General features: G+C 70.2%; 16 protein-coding genes, 2 pseudogenes and 1 riboswitch. Of the genes and pseudogenes, 8 read left to right on the top strand and 10 right to left on the bottom strand.

Annotated features, from left to right (window positions below; all coding sequences use genetic code 11):
* The first annotated feature begins 63 nt into the window (after window positions 1-63).
* Entirely contained in the window at window positions 64-768 is a 705-nt protein-coding gene (locus tag NP80_RS21200; RefSeq protein WP_006404804.1) for a glutathione S-transferase N-terminal domain-containing protein, read from the top strand.
* Window positions 769-871: 103 nt separating this feature from the next.
* Here NP80_RS21200 and NP80_RS21195 read toward each other — a convergent pair.
* Window positions 872-1,067: pseudogene (locus NP80_RS21195) on the bottom strand (MarR family transcriptional regulator); the annotation flags it as partial.
* Between NP80_RS21195 and NP80_RS21190 the strand changes: the two are divergent.
* A pseudogene (locus NP80_RS21190) lies at window positions 1,063-1,302 on the top strand (MFS transporter); the annotation flags it as partial. The pseudogenes NP80_RS21195 and NP80_RS21190 overlap by 5 nt on opposite strands.
* Before the next feature lie 31 nt (window positions 1,303-1,333).
* Here NP80_RS21190 and cobM read toward each other — a convergent pair.
* From cobM to NP80_RS21170, 4 genes are read right to left on the bottom strand one after another with little or no spacing between them, the layout of a single operon-like run.
* Window positions 1,334-2,062, bottom strand: a complete 729-nt coding sequence (cobM, locus tag NP80_RS21185) for a precorrin-4 C(11)-methyltransferase (RefSeq protein ID WP_006404807.1) — start codon at window positions 2,060-2,062, stop codon at window positions 1,334-1,336.
* 40 nt (window positions 2,063-2,102) lie between these two features.
* Entirely contained in the window at window positions 2,103-2,834 is a 732-nt protein-coding gene (locus tag NP80_RS21180) for a cobalt-precorrin-6A reductase (protein WP_006404808.1), read from the bottom strand.
* Window positions 2,831-3,919 carry a cobalt-precorrin-5B (C(1))-methyltransferase gene (locus NP80_RS21175; RefSeq protein WP_006410374.1) on the bottom strand — a complete coding sequence of 363 codons (1,089 nt, stop codon included), beginning with the start codon at window positions 3,917-3,919 and terminating at the stop codon, window positions 2,831-2,833. Before NP80_RS21175 ends, NP80_RS21180 begins: the two co-directional genes overlap by 4 nt.
* A complete protein-coding gene (locus tag NP80_RS21170; RefSeq protein ID WP_006404810.1) occupies window positions 3,919-5,157 on the bottom strand; it encodes a bifunctional cobalt-precorrin-7 (C(5))-methyltransferase/cobalt-precorrin-6B (C(15))-methyltransferase in 1,239 nt (412 codons plus the stop codon). Before NP80_RS21170 ends, NP80_RS21175 begins: the two co-directional genes overlap by 1 nt.
* A 297-nt stretch (window positions 5,158-5,454) precedes the next feature.
* Window positions 5,455-5,643: riboswitch (cobalamin riboswitch) on the top strand.
* Window positions 5,644-5,711: 68 nt separating this feature from the next.
* Here NP80_RS21170 and cobG point away from each other — a divergent pair.
* The 4 genes from cobG to cobJ are packed head-to-tail and all read left to right on the top strand — an operon-like array spanning window position 5,712 to window position 10,210.
* Window positions 5,712-7,130 carry a precorrin-3B synthase gene (cobG, locus tag NP80_RS21165; RefSeq protein ID WP_276520292.1) on the top strand — a complete coding sequence of 473 codons (1,419 nt, stop codon included), beginning with the start codon at window positions 5,712-5,714 and terminating at the stop codon, window positions 7,128-7,130.
* The gene (locus tag NP80_RS21160; protein WP_006400067.1) at window positions 7,123-7,749 is read left to right on the top strand and encodes a precorrin-8X methylmutase; all 627 of its coding nucleotides are present in this window, start codon (window positions 7,123-7,125) and stop codon (window positions 7,747-7,749) included. The genes cobG and NP80_RS21160 overlap by 8 nt, the downstream gene beginning before the upstream one ends.
* A complete protein-coding gene (locus NP80_RS21155) occupies window positions 7,746-8,480 on the top strand; it encodes a precorrin-2 C(20)-methyltransferase (protein ID WP_006404813.1) in 735 nt (244 codons plus the stop codon). Before NP80_RS21160 ends, NP80_RS21155 begins: the two co-directional genes overlap by 4 nt.
* A complete protein-coding gene (cobJ, locus tag NP80_RS21150; protein ID WP_045594350.1) occupies window positions 8,477-10,210 on the top strand; it encodes a precorrin-3B C(17)-methyltransferase in 1,734 nt (577 codons plus the stop codon). The genes NP80_RS21155 and cobJ overlap by 4 nt, the downstream gene beginning before the upstream one ends.
* 48 nt (window positions 10,211-10,258) lie before the next feature.
* Here cobJ and NP80_RS21145 read toward each other — a convergent pair whose 3' ends face one another.
* The 4 genes from NP80_RS21145 to NP80_RS21130 form a co-directional block, all read right to left on the bottom strand.
* Window positions 10,259-11,002: an IclR family transcriptional regulator gene (locus NP80_RS21145; protein ID WP_006400070.1), complete on the bottom strand. Its 744-nt coding sequence runs from the start codon at window positions 11,000-11,002 to the stop codon at window positions 10,259-10,261.
* Between the two features lie 52 nt (window positions 11,003-11,054).
* Entirely contained in the window at window positions 11,055-12,221 is a 1,167-nt protein-coding gene (locus NP80_RS21140) for an acyl-CoA dehydrogenase family protein (protein ID WP_006408861.1), read from the bottom strand.
* 37 nt (window positions 12,222-12,258) lie between these two features.
* A complete protein-coding gene (locus NP80_RS21135) occupies window positions 12,259-13,560 on the bottom strand; it encodes a CitMHS family transporter (protein ID WP_012213342.1) in 1,302 nt (433 codons plus the stop codon).
* Window positions 13,561-13,648: 88 nt separating this feature from the next.
* A complete protein-coding gene (locus NP80_RS21130; protein WP_006408864.1) occupies window positions 13,649-14,800 on the bottom strand; it encodes a CaiB/BaiF CoA transferase family protein in 1,152 nt (383 codons plus the stop codon).
* A gap of 272 nt (window positions 14,801-15,072) precedes the next feature.
* Here NP80_RS21130 and NP80_RS21125 point away from each other — a divergent pair, with 272 nt between their 5' ends.
* Both NP80_RS21125 and NP80_RS21120 read left to right on the top strand, forming a co-directional pair.
* Window positions 15,073-15,315: a hypothetical protein gene (locus tag NP80_RS21125; protein ID WP_006404816.1), complete on the top strand. Its 243-nt coding sequence runs from the start codon at window positions 15,073-15,075 to the stop codon at window positions 15,313-15,315.
* A gap of 172 nt (window positions 15,316-15,487) precedes the next feature.
* Window positions 15,488-15,892 carry an NUDIX hydrolase gene (locus tag NP80_RS21120; protein ID WP_035488236.1) on the top strand — a complete coding sequence of 135 codons (405 nt, stop codon included), beginning with the start codon at window positions 15,488-15,490 and terminating at the stop codon, window positions 15,890-15,892.
* A gap of 45 nt (window positions 15,893-15,937) precedes the next feature.
* On the opposite strand, the gene NP80_RS31800 is transcribed toward NP80_RS21120, so the two are convergent.
* On the bottom strand, window positions 15,938-16,273 hold the full coding sequence (locus NP80_RS31800) for a hypothetical protein (protein WP_223852597.1): 336 nt from the start codon (window positions 16,271-16,273) through the stop codon (window positions 15,938-15,940).
* Window positions 16,274-16,426 lie beyond the last annotated feature (153 nt).

Below are 16,426 nucleotides of genomic sequence, written 5' to 3'. Positions count from 1 at the left end.
CCTCGCGGCGCACGCTGCGGCGGCGCCCGGGCGCGGATCCTTCAACTCGACGAACGTATCCCCATGTCCGATCTGTCCGCCTTTCCGATCACGCAGAAGTGGCCGGCCCAGCATCCCGACCGTCTCCAGCTCTACTCGCTGCCGACGCCGAACGGCGTCAAGGTGTCGATCATGCTCGAGGAAACGGGACTGCCGTACGAGCCGCATCTCGTGCGCTTCGACACCAACGACCAGTTCTCGCCGGCGTTCCTGTCGCTGAACCCGAACAACAAGATTCCCGCGATCCTCGACCCGAACGGTCCGGAGGGCAAGCCGCTGCCGCTGTTCGAATCGGGCGCGATCCTGATCTATCTCGCCGACAAGACCGGCCAGCTGATTCCGAAGGATCCGGCCGGCCGCTACGAGACGATCCAGTGGGTGATGTTCCAGATGGGCGGGATCGGGCCGATGTTCGGCCAGCTCGGCTTCTTCCACAAGTTCGCAGGCCGCGAGTACGAGGACAAGCGTCCGCGCGACCGCTACGTCGCCGAGTCGAAGCGCCTGCTCGGCGTGCTCGATGCGCATCTGTCGAACCGGCAGTGGATGATGGGCGATACCTATACGATCGCCGACATCGCGATCTTCCCGTGGGTGCGCAACCTCGTCGGCTTCTACGAAGCGGGCGATCTGGTCGGCTTCGGCGAGTTCCGCCACGTCGCGCGCGCGCTCGAGGCGTTCGTCGCGCGGCCGGCCGTCGTGCGCGGGCTGAACATCCCGGCGCGCGACTGAGTCGCGCCCGCACCCGGTGCGGGCCGCCTGCTTCGATCGACGCCCGCTGCATCGCGCAGCGGGCGTCTCTTTTTGTGTCGACGCTTGCGCGACGCGCGCGTCGCTAGTCGCCATCGTTGCCATCGTTGCCGTCGACCGTGCGCTCCAGCCCGGCCAGCAGCTGGTCGAGCAGCCGCGCGAGCTGCGCCTGCTCTGCGGCCGACAACGCGGCCAGCATCGCGCGCTGGTCGTCGACGTGCGCGACCACCGCTTCGTCGATCAGCGCACGAGCGCGCGACCAGCGTGCCACGCCCGTCGGCCATCGTCACGGTCGACCATGCGGCGACGCCGGCCGATGCGGCATCGCTGACGGGCTTCGTGCAGGGCGTCGGCTATCTAATCGCGGGACTGTTTCCGTTCGCGGCGGGCATCGTGCGCGAGCATCTCGCGGATTTGACGCCTGCGTGGGTCGCGACGGCTTGTCTGTGCGTCGTGCTGTTCGTGCTCGCGGCCGGCTTCGCGCCGGGCATGACGCGGCGCGTCGTGCGGGCGTAAGCGCTGCGATCAGGCGCCGGCCCGCGCCTGATTACCCCGCACTGGCATACAACGTCGAATCCGCAAACCCCTGCGCGTCGAGCACGCGTCCGACCAGGATCAGCGCGGTGCGTTCGATCGACGTGTGCCGCACCTTGGCGACGATATCGGCCAGCGTGCCGACGACGCGTTCCTCATCGGGCCAGCTCGCGCGATACACGACCGCGACCGGGCAGTCGGGCCCGTAATGCGGCAGCACTTCGTCGACGATTTTTGCGAGATGACGCACGCCGAGATGGATCGCGAGCGTCGCGCGATGCGCGGCGAGCGAACCGAGCGTCTCGCCTTCGGGCATCGTCGTCTTGCCGGCGAAGCGCGTGAGGATCACCGTCTGCGCGACGCCCGGCAGCGTCAGCTCGACGCCGAGCGTCGCGGCGCATGCGGCCGTGGCCGTCACGCCCGGCACGATCTCGTACGGAATCCCGAGCGCCTTCAGCCGACGGATCTGCTCGCCGATCGCGCCGTAGAGCGACGGATCGCCGGAATGCACGCGCGCGACGTCCTGCCCTTTCGCATGTGCGTCGGCGAGCAGCGCGACGATCGCGTCGAGATCGAGCTCGGCGGTATTGACGACCTGCTCCGCGCGATGGCCGTCGAGCACGGCCGCCGGCACGAGCGAGCCCGCATACAGAATCACCGGGCACGTGCGTACGAGGCGCTGGCCCTTCACCGTGATCAGCTCCGGGTCGCCGGGACCCGCGCCGATGAAATACACCGTCATCGAAAAAACTCCGTCAGTGGATGGGGCGATGCGCCGCGTCTCACGCGCGCGCGGCGGGATCGAGTGCAGCGAGCAGCGCGGCGGCCGACTCGAACGTGCGATCGGCATCGGGCAGTGTCGGTCGGCGCAGCATCACGACCGGCAGCCTGCGCTCGCGCGCGACCTCGAGCTTCGCTTCGGTCGCGCTGCCGCCGCTGTTCTTGCTGACGACGACATCGATCCCCGCGAGCGCGAACAGCGCGCGTTCGCCGTCGAGCGTGAACGGCCCGCGCGCGGCGACGACCTGTGCGCGCGCGTTGCCCGGATGCGGATCGAGGCAGCGCACGAGCCAGAACTGGTGCGGCGGGATCGCGTCGAGATGCGCGAGCGGTTCGCGACCGAGCGTGAACAGCGGCCGGCGGAACGGCGCGATCGCGGCCTCGATGCCGGCCCAGTCGTCGACCATGCGCCAGTCGTCGCCGGGTTGCGGCGTCCACGGTGCGCGGCGCAGTGCCCACAGCGGCACGCCGGCGTCGCGCGCGGCGGCGGCCGCGTTCGCGCTGATCCGCGCGGCATACGGATGCGTCGCATCGATCACGAGACCGATCCGCTCGGCGCGCAGATAGGCGGCGAGCGCCGCCGCACCGCCGAAGCCGCCGACGCGTACGGCACAGCGCAGATCGTCCGGCACCTTGCCGAGCCCCGCGAGGCTGTACACGTGCTGCGGGCCGAGCGCGCGCGCGATCGTCAGTGCGTCGCCGGTGCCGCCGAGCAGCAGGATGCGCGCGCTCATCGTGCGCTCCCGACGAAACGGCCCTGCCGGTCGATCGCGAACATTTCGACGGCGACCGACGCGGGCACGATGTCGCGCGCGACGCGCAGCGCATGCGTACAGACGATATCGCCGAGCGGCACGCCGTCCGCGCCCGCGAGCGCCAGCGCTTCGACGCTCGTATTGGCCGCGCGGATCGCGGCCTGCAGCGCGTCGCTCGCGCCTGCATCGCGCGCCCACTGCGCGAGCAGCGGCAAGTCGATGCTCGAATGGCGGCTATGCAGATCGAGATGGCCGGCCGCGAGCTTGCTCAGCTTGCCGAAGCCCCCGCACATCGAGAGCCGCGCGACGGGCGCGCGCCGCAGATGCTTGAGCACCGCTCCGGCGAAATCGCCCATCTCGATCAGCGCGATGTCGGGCAGCCCGTAGTGCGCGCGCATGGCGTCCTCGCTCGCGTTGCCGGTGCACGCGGCGATATGCGCGACGCCGTTGGCGCGCGCGACGTCGATACCCTGATGGATCGACGCGATGTACGCGGAACACGAGAACGGCCGCACGATGCCGGTCGTACCGAGAATCGACAACCCGCCGACGATTCCGAGACGCGGATTCATCGTCTTCAGCGCGAGCGCCTCGCCGCCTTCGACGCCGATCGTCACGTCGAAGCCGCCCGTGTAGCCCTGTTCGGCCGCGAGCGCGTCGAGATGCGTCGTCATCATCCGGCGCGGCACCGGATTGATCGCCGGTTCGCCGATCGGCAGCGCGAGGCCCGCGCGCGTGACCGTGCCGACGCCCGGCCCCGCATGAAAACGCACGCCGCGTGCGCCGCCGAGCGCGACGCGCGCGAAGATCAGCGCGCCGTGCGTGACGTCGGGATCGTCGCCGGCGTCCTTGATCGTGCCGGCTTCCGCGCCGTCGGCCGTCGCGCGGCAGAATTCGAGGCGCATCACCACGCGCTGCCCTTTCGGCAAGACGATTTCGACCGCGTCGTCCGCGCGGCCCGCAAGCAGCAGGCGCGCCGCCGCGAGCGACGTCGCGGTCGCGCAACTGCCGGTCGTATAGCCGAAGCGCAGCGGCGCGGACCGTTCGGGCGTCTCGTCGCGCATCAGCGGCACTCCGCGGCGCACGGCGCGGCGGCCGTGTCGGGCTTGCGCACGTCGTACAGCGTGACGGGCAGCGCCTGTCGCCAGGTGTCGAAGCGGCCGAGCGGTTCCGCATGCGCGATCGACACGCGCGTGAGCGTGCCGCCGTGCGCGTCGCGCCATCCGGCGAGCGCGACGTCGCCCTGCAGCGTGACCGCGTTCGCGACGAGCCGGCCGCCCGGCTTCAGCGCGGCCCAGCATGCGTTCAGCACGCCGGGCGTCGTCGCGCCGCCGCCGATGAAGATCGCGTCGGGCGCGGCCAGTCCGGCCAGCGCGTCGGGCGCGCGGCCGGCGACGAGCTGCAGGCCCGGCACGCCGAGCGCGTCCCGGTTGTGTTCGATGAAGCGCTGCCGCTCCGCATGCGACTCGATCGCGATCGCCTGACACGACGGATGCGCGCGCATCCATTCGATGCCGATCGAGCCGCTGCCCGCACCGACGTCCCACAGCAGTTCGCCGGGCGCCGGCGCGAGGCGCGCGAGCGTCAGCGCGCGCATGTCGCGCTTCGTCAGCTGGCCGTCGTGGCGATACGCGTCGTCGGGCAGCCCGGGCGTCAGTGCGCGGCGCGGTGCGTCGGGGCCGGCTTCGCACTCGAGCGCGACGAGATTGAGTGCGGCCGTCTCTTCGACGTTCCAGTCTTGCGCGAGACCGTCGATGCGCCGCTCGAGCGGCCCGCCGAGGTGTTCGAACACGCTGATGCGCGTCGGGCCGAAGCCGCGCGCGACGAGCTCGGCCGCGACGGCGGCCGGTGTGCGGCCGTCCGCGCTCAGCACGAACAGGCGTCGACCCGGCAGCAGATGGCGCGCGAGCGTCGCGAGCGGACGGCCGACCAGCGACACGGCGCCGACGTCCTGCAGCGGCCAGCCGAGTCGCGCGGCCGCGAGCGACAGCGACGACGGCGCCGGCAGCACGCGCCATTCGTCGGCGCTGAGCCGGCGCGCCAGCGTCGCCCCGACGCCGAACAGCATCGGGTCGCCGCTCGCGAGCACGCAGACCGGCGAGCCGCGCCGCGCGAGCACGCCAGACAGGTCGAACGGCGACGGCCACGCTTCGCGTGCGGCCGGCAGTCGCGAGGGCAGCATGTCGAGATGCCGCTTCGCGCCGACGACGAGCGTCGCATCGAGCAGCGCGCGGCGTGCGGCGCGGCCGAGCCCCGCGAAGCCGTCGTCGCCGATGCCCACCACCGTCAGCCATGCCGTCATGCACCCTTCCCCATCGTTCGTCCTGTTGCCGCCGCGTACCGGTCTGCATCGCCAAAGACGGGATAGTACCGTGTTCGACTCCGCGTTTCATCGGCAGCCCGGACGGCGCTTCGCGCATGCCGGCGATTCGGCGCGCGGCCGATTCGGCCGATGAAGATTGAGCCGATGAAATATCCGCGACGAGCGCACGGCGTTCGCCGTCCGGCGACGGAAGAACGGCTTCGGCACGGCGGCGCTGCCGTCCACGTGCCGCCGCACGGTTTTCGGGTCGTGGCCCGCCCGCGAAATCGGGTATCCTACGCGCGTTCGTTCGCCGGTGCCCTTCGGGGCCGAAGAGGGAACACAGGGCGCATCGCGCCGCTGTGGCTGCCCCCGCAACTGTAGACAGCGAGCCGATCTCCCCCTCATGCCACTGGTTTCACCGGGAAGGCCGGGAGCAGGCGCCGACCTGTCAGCCAGGAGACCTGCCGGCCTGAAAGTGCGTGCGTGCCAGCCGGCGTCGGGCGGGGTGTACCGATGCGTTGGCCGCGGCGCGACACTGTCCCGGTGCCCCGTTGAGTCCCGCCTTCTCCGTTCCGTTTACCGCGTCGCCTGTCGCGCGCCCGTCGGCGTGTCCGGGGCTCGTGCGCATCGTGGCGGCCGCCGACGGCGGACTGTGCCGGATCAAGCTGCCGGGCGGCCGGCTCGACGCGAGCCAGGCACGCGCGATCGCCGCCGCCGCGCGCAGGTACGGTTCCGGCGCGATCGACGCGACCAATCGCGCGAACCTTCAGTTACGCGGGATCCGCGACGGCGCGGCCGACGCGCTCGTGCGCGCCTTGCTCGATGCGCGGCTCGGCCCGCACGCGGCCGAGCCGCGCGGGCTCGACGAGGCAGCCGCGCTGGCCGCGAGCGACGATGCACGCAACCTGATGCTGAGCCCGCTCGCCGGTCACGATCGCGCGGCGCTCGTCGACAGCCGCGCGTTCGCCGCGCCGCTGCTCGATCTGCTCGCGACGGACCCGCGCCGCGGCGAGCTGTCGCCGAAATTCTCGATCCAGTTCGATGGCGGCGAATCGGTCGCCGCGCTCGATCATCCGCACGACATCTGGCTCGCCGCGTGGCGCCGCGACGACGGCGCGACGCGCATCGCGGCCGGCCTCGCCGGCTGTCCGCCGACTTCGCGCGACGACGCCCCCGCGGCAGTCGACGTGGCGCCCGAGCATACGGTCGCATTCGTTCGCGCGCTGCTGCATGCGTTTCTCGATCTTGCACCGGCCGACGTCACGCGGATGCGTACGCTGCTCGCCGCGCGCGGCGAACCTGCGCTGCTGACGCGCGCGCAGCACGACCTGCCCTTCGCGCTGACTGCCGATCCCGCGCTGGCCCGCTGGCGGCGTGCGCCGTCCGATCCCGCGTGGCGCTTCGGTGCGCGCGCGTCGGTCGACGCGTCGCGCTGCAGCGTCGGCGCGCAGTTCGCGCTCGGACGGCTCGATGCCGCGCAACTGGACCGGCTCGCGGCACTGGCCGATGCATACGGCGACGGCACGCTGACGATGACGCCGTGGCAAGGCGTGTTCGTGCACGGCGTCGCGCACGCGCAGGCGCCGGCCGTGCTCGAGGCGCTGGCGGCGCTCGGTCTCGTCTGCGCGCCGTCCGATCCGCGCGCGATGCTCGTCGCGTGCGCGGGCAGCACGGGCTGCGCGAAAGCGCGCGCCGACACGAAACGCGACGCGCTCGCACTCGCCGCGCATGTCGGCCGGCCGGTCGACGTGCATCTGAGCGGCTGCGAGCGGCATTGCGCACTGCCGCGCACGGCTGCGCATACGCTCGTCGCGGTCGCGCCGGCGCGCTACGACCTGTATCGGCGCGATGTCGCGGCGGCCTCGCCGGGCATCGCGCTCGCCCACCATCTGACGATCGACCGCGCCGCGGCGCTGATTGCGCGCACGCGGCACGGCCACGACTCCAGCCAGGACACCACCGATGATTGACTATCTACGCGACGGGCAAGAGATCTACCGCCAGTCGTTCGCGACGATTCGCGCCGAAGCCGACTTGTCACGGATTCCGCCCGACCTCGAGAAGCTCGCGGTACGCGTGATCCACGCGTGCGGGATGGTCGACGTCGTCTACGATCTGCGGTTTTCCGAGGGCGCCGGCGCAGCCGGCCGTGCGGCGCTCGCGGCCGGCGCGCCGATCCTCTGCGATGCGCGGATGGTCGCCGAAGGGATCACGCGCGCGCGGCTGCCCGCCGGCAATCGCGTGCTCTGCACGCTGAACGCGCCGGAGGTGCCCGACCTCGCGCGCCAGCTCGGCAACACGCGCTCGGCGGCCGCGCTCGAACTGTGGCGCCCGCACCTGGCCGGCAGCATCGTCGCGATCGGCAACGCGCCGACCGCACTGTTTCATCTGCTCGACATGATCGACGCCGGCGCGCCGCGCCCCGCGCTGATTCTCGGCTTTCCGGTCGGTTTCATCGGCGCGGCCGAGTCGAAGGCGCTGCTCGCCGACGATAGTCGCGGCGTGCCGTACGTCGCACTGCTCGGCCGGCGCGGCGGCAGCGCGATGGCGGCCGCCGCAGTGAACGCACTCGCGTCGGAGGCCGAATGACGGCCGCGCGCGGACGCCTGTTCGGGATCGGCGTCGGCCCCGGCGACCCCGAGCTGATGACGCTGAAGGCGCTGCGTCTGCTGCAGGCCGCGCCGGTGGTCGCGTATTTCGTCGCGAAAGGCAAGAAGGGCAACGCGTACGGCATCGTCGAAGCGCACCTGCGCGACACGCAGCTGCAGCTGCCGCTCGTCTATCCCGTGACGACGGAGGTGCTGCCGCCGCCGCTCTGCTACGAAACCGTGATCGCCGACTTCTACGACACCGCTGCCCACATCGTCGCATCGCATCTCGACGCGGGCCGCGACGTCGCGGTGATCTGCGAGGGCGATCCGTTCTTCTACGGGTCGTACATGTATCTGCACGATCGCCTCGCGCCGCGCTACGACACCGAGGTCGTGCCGGGCGTGTGCGCGATGCTCGGCGGCACGGCCGTGCTCGGTCAGCCGCTCGTGTATCGCAACCAGAGCCTGTCGGTGCTATCCGGCGTGCTGCCCGAGCACGAGCTGCGCACGCGTCTCGCGCAGGCTGACGCGGCCGTCGTAATGAAGCTCGGCCGCAATTTCGCCAAGGTGCGCCGCGTGCTCGACGAGCTCGGGCTCGCGCAGCGCGCGCGCTATGTGGAGCGCGCGACGATGGCGAGCCAGCGCATCGTGCCGCTCGACGAAGTCGATCCGATGGCGTCGCCGTATTTCTCGCTGCTCGTCGTGCCGGGGGAAAAATGGCAAGGATAACCACGCCGCCGGCGATCGTGGTGCTCGGCGCCGGTGCGCTCGACACCGCACGACGCATCCAGGCGCGCTATCCGGGCGCGCAGGTGCACGGGCTCGCGTCACGCGTCGACGCGGACGTGCGCTTCGACGAACTCGGCGCGCATCTGCGCGAACTGTATGCACGCGGGCTGCCGATCGTCGCGCTGTGCGCGGCCGGCATCGTGATCCGCTGCATCGCGCCCGCGCTCGCGGACAAAGGCGTCGAGCCGCCCGTGCTCGCGGTGGCCGAGGATGGCTCGGCGGTCGTGCCGCTGCTCGGCGGGCTGACGGGCGTCAACGCGATCGCGCGCGAGATCGCCGCGCAACTCGGGATCGCGCCGGCGATCACGACGAGCGGTGAACTGCGCTTCGGCGCGTGCGTGCTGAATCCGCCCGACGGCTATGTGCTCGCCGATCTCGCGCAGGGCAAGCGCTTCGTGTCGGATTTGCTCGCCGGTGCGTCGACGCGCATCGAGGGCACGGCACCGTGGCTCGACGACGTCGCGCTGCCGCGCGACGCGGCGGCCGCCCATGCGATCCGCGTGACGCCCGACGCGGTGCGCGCCGCGCGCGACGAGCTGGTGATTCATCCGCGCAGCGTCGTGGTCGGCATCGGCGCGCACGCAGGGCACGGCGTGCACGCGAGCCGCGCGGCCGAACCGCTCGCGGTGCGGATCGACGCGCTGCTCGACGCATGCGGGCTCGCGCGGCGTGCGCTCGCGGCGATCGTCGCGCCTGCGTCGGTCATCGGCGATCCGGCGCTCGATGCCGCCGCCGAAGCGCTCGACGTACCACTGCGTTTCGTCGATGCGGACGACGGTGTCGACGCCGGCATCGACGCCGCGGCCCTGCTCGCGCGCGCACTTCGCGTGCCGCACGCCTTGTGCGGCAACGCGGACGGCCTCGCGTGCACGGTCGCGACGCAGCCTGTCGATGCGGCGACGCTCGGCCGCGCACGCGGCCGCCTGACCGTGCTCGGGCTCGGGCCCGGCGGTGCCGCGTGGCTGACGCCCGCGGCGCGCGCGGCGCTCGCCGACGCGACCGACATTCTCGGCTACACGACGTACGTGAACATGGCCGGCCCGTTCCGCGCCGATCAGCGCGTGCACGGCAGCGACAATCGCGAGGAAATGCAGCGCGCGCGCCATGCGTTCGAGCTGGCGGCCGCCGGCCGGCGTGTGGCGGTCGTGTCGTCCGGCGATCCGGGCGTGTTCGCGATGGCCGCCGCCGTGCTCGAAGCGCTCGACGACGCACGCGATCCGCAGTGGGCGGCCGTCGACCTGCGGATCGAGCCCGGCGTATCGGCGTCGCTCGCGACCGCCGCGCAGGCCGGCGCACCGCTCGGCCACGACTTCTGCGCGATTTCGCTGTCGGACAACCTGAAGCCGTGGGATGTGATCGAAACGCGTCTGCGGCATGCGGCCGAAGCCGATCTCGTGATGGCGTTCTACAACCCGATCTCGCGCGCGCGACCTTGGCAGCTCGATCGTGCGCTCGACGTCGTGCGCGCGCACCGCGCGGCCGATACGGTCGTCGTGCTCGGCCGCGACATCGGCCGTCCCGGCGCCACGCTCGCGACGACGACGCTCGGCGCGCTGCGTAGCGATCAGGTCGACATGCGCACGATGGTCATCGTCGGCTCGTCGACGACGCGGCGCTTTACGATCGGCGCCGGACGCGAGTGGGTCTATACGCCGCGCTGGTATCGATGAGCGAAGCGCCGCGCACCTGGACGTGCGCGGCGGCGGCATGCTCGGGCGTTACGCGCGCGCGTAATCGGCGAGCAGCCGCGCCTTCGCGTCGACGAGCAGCGCCGCGTGCGCGTCGCGATGCTGGCGAATCCGTTCCGTCGGCCCGACGATCGACAGCCCGTACCAGTCGCCGTCGAGCGGTAGCGCGACCGCGATCGCCGACAGCTCCGGCGCGCTCTCGCCGAAGTTTTCGGCCCAGCCGCGCTTGCGAAAGCGCGCCGTCTGCGCGACGAGCGCCGGCAGATCGGCGACGGTCGCCGCGGTGAAGCGCTCGAACGTCAGCTCTTCGCCGAGCGCCTGCTGCGCATCGCCGGCAAGTTCCGCGAAGATCGCCTTGCCGATCGAGTTCGCATGCAGCGGACGCAACTCGCCGGGCTGGCTCGTATAGCGGATCGCCTGCTCCGATTCGACGACGTCGAGATAGGCGATCGATGCGCGCTGGATCTTGCCGAGCACGGCCGTTTCGCGGCTCGCGTCGCGCAGTGCGACGAGATACGGATGGACGATGTCGACGACGGGATCGGTCGCGTCGATCGCGGCCGCGATCGTCTGCAGACGCCGCGTCGGATAGTAGCCGCCGCGCTTGCGCACTTCGTACAGATAGCCGCGGCTCACGAGCGTGCGCGCCATCGCGAGACAGCTCGACGCCGGCACGTTCAGCAGGCGCGCGAGTTCGGTGAGCGGCAGCGGCCGCCGTTCGGCGGCGAACAGTTCGAACAGGTCGAGCGTGCGGGCAACGAGTTTGACGTCCATGACGAGCGCTTGAAACGGAACGGGAAAACGCGCGCCGGACGGCCGCCGCGCATCAGTACGATTTCGGCAGCCCGAGCACCTTCTCCGCGATGTAGCACAGGATCAGTTGCGGACTCACGGGCGCGAGCCTCGGAATCATACACTCGCGCAGGTAGCGCTCGACGTGGTACTCCTTCGCGTAACCCATCCCGCCATGCGTCGCGACCGCCGTCTGGCATGCGTGGAACGCGGCTTCCGCGCCGAGATATTTCGCGGCGTTGGCCTCCGCGCCGCACGGCTGCCCCGCGTCGTAGCGCGTCGCGGCCTTCATCACCATCAGCCACGCGGCCTCGAGCTGCATCCACGCGAGCGCGAGCGGATGCTGGATCGCCTGGTTCTGCCCGATCGGCCGGCCGAACACGACGCGTTCGTTCGCATACTGCGTCGCGCGGCGCAGCGCCGCCTGTCCGAGGCCGATCGCTTCCGCCGCGATCAGGATGCGCTCGGGATTGAGCCCGTGCAGCAGATAGCGGAAGCCTTCGCCTTCGGTGCCGATCAGGTCGTCGTGCGGCACGCGCAGGTTGTCGATGAACAGCATGTTCGAGTCGACCGCCTTGCGGCCCATCTTGTCGATCTCGCGCACTTCGACGCGCGAACGGTCGAGATCGGTATAGAACAGGCTGAGCCCGTCGGTCGGCTTCGCGACCTGCTCGAGCGGCGTCGTGCGCGCGATGATCAGCATCTTGTTCGCGACTTGCGCGGTCGAGATCCAGATCTTGCGGCCGCTCAGCACGTAATGATCGCCGTCGCGACGCGCGTGCGTGGTCAGATGCGTGGTGTCGAGCCCGGCGTCGGGCTCGGTCACCGCGAAGCAGGCCTTGTCGCGGCCCGCGATCAGCGGCGGCAGGAAGCGCGCCTTCTGCGCGTCACTGCCGAACACCTGCACGGGATTGAGCCCGAAGATGTTCATGTGCACGGCCGACGCGCCCGACAATCCCGCGCCCGACGCGCTGATCGCGCGCATCATCAGCGCTGCTTCCGTCATCCCGAGGCCGGCGCCGCCGTAGGCCGGATCCATCGCGATGCCGAGCCAGCCGGCCTCCGCGAGCGCCGCATGAAAATCGTGCGGGAAGCCGCCGGCGCGATCGCGTTCGAGCCAGTAGTCGTCGCCGAAGCGCGCGCAGATTTTGTCGATCGCGCTCTCGATCGCGCGCTGGTCGTCGGTCAGGTCGAACTGCATGGACTGCTCTCCCGGAAAACGTGAACGGCCGCGCCGCTCATAACGGAAACACGCCCGTCGCGACCGCGGCGAACACCATCAGCACGGTGGCGGCGAACAGGAACGGAATCGTGAATTTCTGATGCTCGGCAAGCTCGACGCCGGTCAGGCCGACGATCAGGAACGTCGCGGGCGTGAGCGGACTGACCGGGAAACCGGTCGTCATCTGGCCGAGCAGCGCGGCCTGCGCCATCTGGATCGGCGGCACGCCGAGCAGCTTGCCGCTTTCGGCGAGCACGGGCAGCACGCCGAAATAGAACGAATCAGGATCGAACAGCAGGCTGAGCGGCATCGACAGCAGTCCGAGCACGAACGGCATGTGCCGCGCATGCTCGACCGGCACGTGCGCGACGACCACCTCCGCCATCGCCTTCAGCATTCCGGTGCCGGTCATGATCCCCGTGAACGCGCCCGCCGCGAGCAGCACGCTGGCCATCATCAACGCGGCCTTCGCATGCGCGTCGATGCGCTCGCGCTGCGCGCGGACGTCCGGATAGTTGATCACGAGCGCCGCGACGGTGCCGAGCATGAACATCACCATCGGATCGACGATACCCGACACGAGCGTGCCGAGCACGACGAGCGTCAGCACGAGATTGACGGCGAACCGGTCGGGCCGGCGCAGCGCACGCTCCGCGTCGGTCAGCTCGCGCGGCGCGACGGCGATCGCCGCTGCGCCGGCGCGGTCGAGCCCGAGCCGCTTCGCCTCGCGCACGCCGAGCACCCAGGCAGTGCCGAACACGAACGCGAGCCCGACGAGCTGTACCGGAATCATCGGCATGAAGATCGCGGTGCCGGGGATGTGCAGCGCGGCGGAAGCGCGCAACATCGGGCCGACCCACGGCAGGAAGTTCACGCCGGCCGCCATCGACGCGACGCACGCGAGAATCCGGCGATCCATGCCGAGCCGCGTATAGAGCGGCATCATCGCGGGCAGCGTGACGAGAAACGTCACCGCGCCCGATCCGTCGAGATGAATCAGCAGCGCCAGCAGCGCGGAGCCGACGACGATGCGCGGCGGATGACAGCCGATCACGCGCAGCACGCCGGCGATGATCGGATCGAGCATGCCGGCGTCGGTCAACACGCCGAAGAAGAGGATCGCGAACACGAACATGCCGGCGATCGGCCCGATGTTCTGCACGCCGTGCACGATGAACTTGCCGGTCGTCAAGCCGAACCCGGCAGCAAGCGATGCGGCGACCGGCACGACGATCAGCGCGACGAGCGGCGACAGCCGCTTCGTGATGATCAGGCCGAACAGCGCGACGATGGCGATCGCGCCGATCCATGCGAGCATGATGTGTCTCCTGTCGATGCGGCGCATCGCGGGTGCGCCGTTCTGGTCGAATGCGGTGTGCGGCCGCGCCGCGTGCGGGATGCGCGCGTCAGTCGGTGCGGTCGTCGGCGGCGCCGAACAGCTGTGCCGCATGCTCGTTCAGCGCGGGCGGCGCGCGCCGATAGGTGGCCGGTGTGCGGCCGAGCTTGATCGGCGATGCGATGCCGCGATGCGCGCCGAGCTCCACTTTCATCGCGCGATGCGCGACGTGCGGATGCGCCAGCGCCGCATCGAGCGCGAGCACCGGCGCGCACGGCACGCCGCTGCGCATCAGCCGCTCGGCGAGCGCCGCGCCGTCGTGGGCCGCGAGCGCCGTTTCGAGCAGCGCGCGCAGCGCCGTGCGGTTCGCGCTGCGCGCGCGGTTGTCCGCGAAACGCGGATCGTCGAGCCAGTCGCGCGTACCCAGCACGTCGCAGAGCGCCGCGAACTGGCCGTTGTTGCCGACGGCCAGAAAGATATCGACGGTCGCCGTCGGAAAGCTGTCGTACGGCGTGATGTTTGGATGCGCGTTGCCGGTGCGCACCGGCGCGCGGCCCGAATGGAAGAAATTCGGCGTGTGCGGATGCAGGATCGACAGTGCGCAGTCGAACAGCGTCGTCTCGACGAACTGCCCGCGGCCGCTCGCGTCGCGTTCGCGCAGCGCCATCAGCACGCCGAGCGCCGCGTTCAGCCCCGTGACGAGATCGACGATCGGCACGCCGACGCGCAGCGGCGCACCGCCCGCTTCGCCGTTTACGCTCATCAGCCCCGTCATCGCCTGCACGGCCGCGTCGTAGCCGGGCAGCCCGCCGAGCGGGCCGTCCGCGCCGAAACCCGACACGCGGCAATAGACGAGCCGCGGGAACCGCGCATGCAGCGCGTCGAAGCCGAGCCCCCAGCGTTCCATCGTGCCGATCCGGAAGTTCTCGACGAGCGCGTCCGCCTCGTCGAGCAGCCCGAGCAGCCGTTCGCGGTCGCCGGGCTGCGTCAGGTCGAGCACGATGCCGAGCTTGTTGCGGTTCACGCCGAGGAAGTACGACGCGGTGTCGCCGTCGAACGGCGGCCCCCAGGTGCGCGTCTCGTCGCCCGACGGCGGTTCGATCTTGATGACCTCCGCGCCGTGATCGGCAAGGACCTGCGTCGCGTACGGGCCGCCCAGCACCCGCGACAGATCGATGATGCGCAATCCCGCCAGCGCGCCCGGCCGTTCGTGTTCCGTCATGCGTCTCGCTCCTGCTTCCGGTGGATCGGATCGCCGGTGATGCCGGGCGGCGGCGCTGCGGGATGCCGTTCCGGTCTCGACGAATAATTCGTGTATGTGAATTTATATTCATGCACGAGAATTTTATTGTCAAGCCCGGAGGTGCCCGCCCCGCTACCGCGCGTCGCGCCGGGTGCCGACCGTCCCGCATCCGTGACGTGCCGGTTGCCGCGACGTCCCGCCGTTCGTTAAGCTGGCGAACAAACATTCCCCTCGAGACAAGCGGAGATTTCATGAAACGCATGCTGCTGGCCGCCGTCATGCTGGCTTCGACGCTGGGCGTCGCACAGGCACAGACCCGGACTTTCCACTTCGGCGAAGGACAGGCCACGCCGGCCGGCGCGACGACGGCTCGCCGCGCGCCTGCACGTCGCCATGTGGTGCCGCCTGCGCCACATCGCAGGCATGCGGTTCACAAACGTCGCCATGCGCGGCACGCGAAATCGACGCGCGGCGGGCTGTACACGCGATCGTGACGACGCGCGGCGGTTCGCCACGCGCACGGAACCGCGATGAAACGAGGGATGAGATCGGCGCGGCGGCCTGCATGCAGTGTCGGCGCTTATGCCGATCGGCTGTCGGTCATCGGCTCGGCGACGTCCGGCCGATGCGCATTTTTTTCACGCTTGAGCACCTGTCTTGCCGAACATGAGCACCGCGCCGGGCACCTTCAAGGAAAGAGCCACGATCGTTTGTCGCCAGCGCGGCAGCGTGCTGCTGGTCGCCCGCACCGCCTCGCGGTGGGCGTTGCCGGGCGGCACGATCCGCCGCGGCGAGACGCCGCTGCAGGCCGCGCAGCGCGAACTGGCGGAGGAAACGCGGCTCGAAGGACTCGCGCTGAACTATGCGGTGCAGTTCGGCGGGCTGAGGAAAGTGCACCACGTGTTCGTCACCGACGTGCCGAAGCGGTTGGTCCCGCGCGCGAGCAACGAGATCGTGCGCTGCAAGTGGTTTGCGATCGAGCGGCTCGAGACGCTGCATACGAGCGTGCCGACGCGCAAGATCGTCGAGCTGCTGCGGCTCGACCTGCTCAGCGGGTTACCGGAGGATTAGACGGGTGGAGCGTGTAGGCGCAGCGGCGCGACGGGCCGTGCGCGGTCAATCGAAAGGACCGACGTTGTCGACGACGAAGCCTTTGCATGTCATTTTTGCTATATAGCGATGATTGTCGACACGGTAAGGAATTTTCCATTGCTGAAGGTCCGCCAGATACTCGGCAGCCTCGTCGAACGTCAAACTCGAAAAATTGTTGTGCCGGGCATATTTTTCCAGATAGCCACGCATCTGCGACGTGGAGAGATTCGGGCAGGCTGCGTCACCCCCATCGTCTCGGATGTACGCCATTACACCTATCAGCAATGCAGCCAGCAGCACAATTAAAAGGATGGCTGCAAGCGTGAATTTAATGAAACCGGAGAATTGCACTTTCGACATCGCGTCTCCAATGTCGGCAATGAGTCGAAACGGCGAATGATTCCTGCCCGCCGTTCGCGATTGAGCGCGGCGAACATCCCCTTGTCGATCGAGTTCTCATGCGGCAAGCGAAGCTCACGCGGTGAGCGCATGCAGCGTATCGCCCGGCCACAT

This window comes from Burkholderia multivorans ATCC BAA-247 (genome assembly GCF_000959525.1).
GTDB classification, from domain to species: domain Bacteria; phylum Pseudomonadota; class Gammaproteobacteria; order Burkholderiales; family Burkholderiaceae; genus Burkholderia; species Burkholderia multivorans.
This window is presented reverse-complemented; position numbering and strand designations above follow the sequence as displayed.

Excerpts from the sequence above, each read along its gene's own strand:
- NP80_RS21200 (WP_006404804.1), top strand. The coding sequence starts at position 64 with ATGTCCGATCTGTCCGCCTTTCCGATCACGCAGAAGTGGCCGGCCCAG.
- cobM (WP_006404807.1), bottom strand. The coding sequence starts at position 2,062 with ATGACGGTGTATTTCATCGGCGCGGGTCCCGGCGACCCGGAGCTGATC.
- NP80_RS21180 (WP_006404808.1), bottom strand. The coding sequence starts at position 2,834 with ATGAGCGCGCGCATCCTGCTGCTCGGCGGCACCGGCGACGCACTGACG.
- NP80_RS21175 (WP_006410374.1), bottom strand. The coding sequence starts at position 3,919 with ATGCGCGACGAGACGCCCGAACGGTCCGCGCCGCTGCGCTTCGGCTAT.
- NP80_RS21170 (WP_006404810.1), bottom strand. The coding sequence starts at position 5,157 with ATGACGGCATGGCTGACGGTGGTGGGCATCGGCGACGACGGCTTCGCG.
- NP80_RS21160 (WP_006400067.1), top strand. The coding sequence starts at position 7,123 with ATGATTGACTATCTACGCGACGGGCAAGAGATCTACCGCCAGTCGTTC.
- NP80_RS21155 (WP_006404813.1), top strand. The coding sequence starts at position 7,746 with ATGACGGCCGCGCGCGGACGCCTGTTCGGGATCGGCGTCGGCCCCGGC.
- NP80_RS21145 (WP_006400070.1), bottom strand. The coding sequence starts at position 11,002 with ATGGACGTCAAACTCGTTGCCCGCACGCTCGACCTGTTCGAACTGTTC.
- NP80_RS21140 (WP_006408861.1), bottom strand. The coding sequence starts at position 12,221 with ATGCAGTTCGACCTGACCGACGACCAGCGCGCGATCGAGAGCGCGATC.
- NP80_RS21135 (WP_012213342.1), bottom strand. The coding sequence starts at position 13,560 with ATGCTCGCATGGATCGGCGCGATCGCCATCGTCGCGCTGTTCGGCCTG.
- NP80_RS21130 (WP_006408864.1), bottom strand. The coding sequence starts at position 14,800 with ATGACGGAACACGAACGGCCGGGCGCGCTGGCGGGATTGCGCATCATC.
- NP80_RS21125 (WP_006404816.1), top strand. The coding sequence starts at position 15,073 with ATGAAACGCATGCTGCTGGCCGCCGTCATGCTGGCTTCGACGCTGGGC.
- NP80_RS21120 (WP_035488236.1), top strand. The coding sequence starts at position 15,488 with ATGAGCACCGCGCCGGGCACCTTCAAGGAAAGAGCCACGATCGTTTGT.
- NP80_RS31800 (WP_223852597.1), bottom strand. The coding sequence starts at position 16,273 with ATGTCGAAAGTGCAATTCTCCGGTTTCATTAAATTCACGCTTGCAGCC.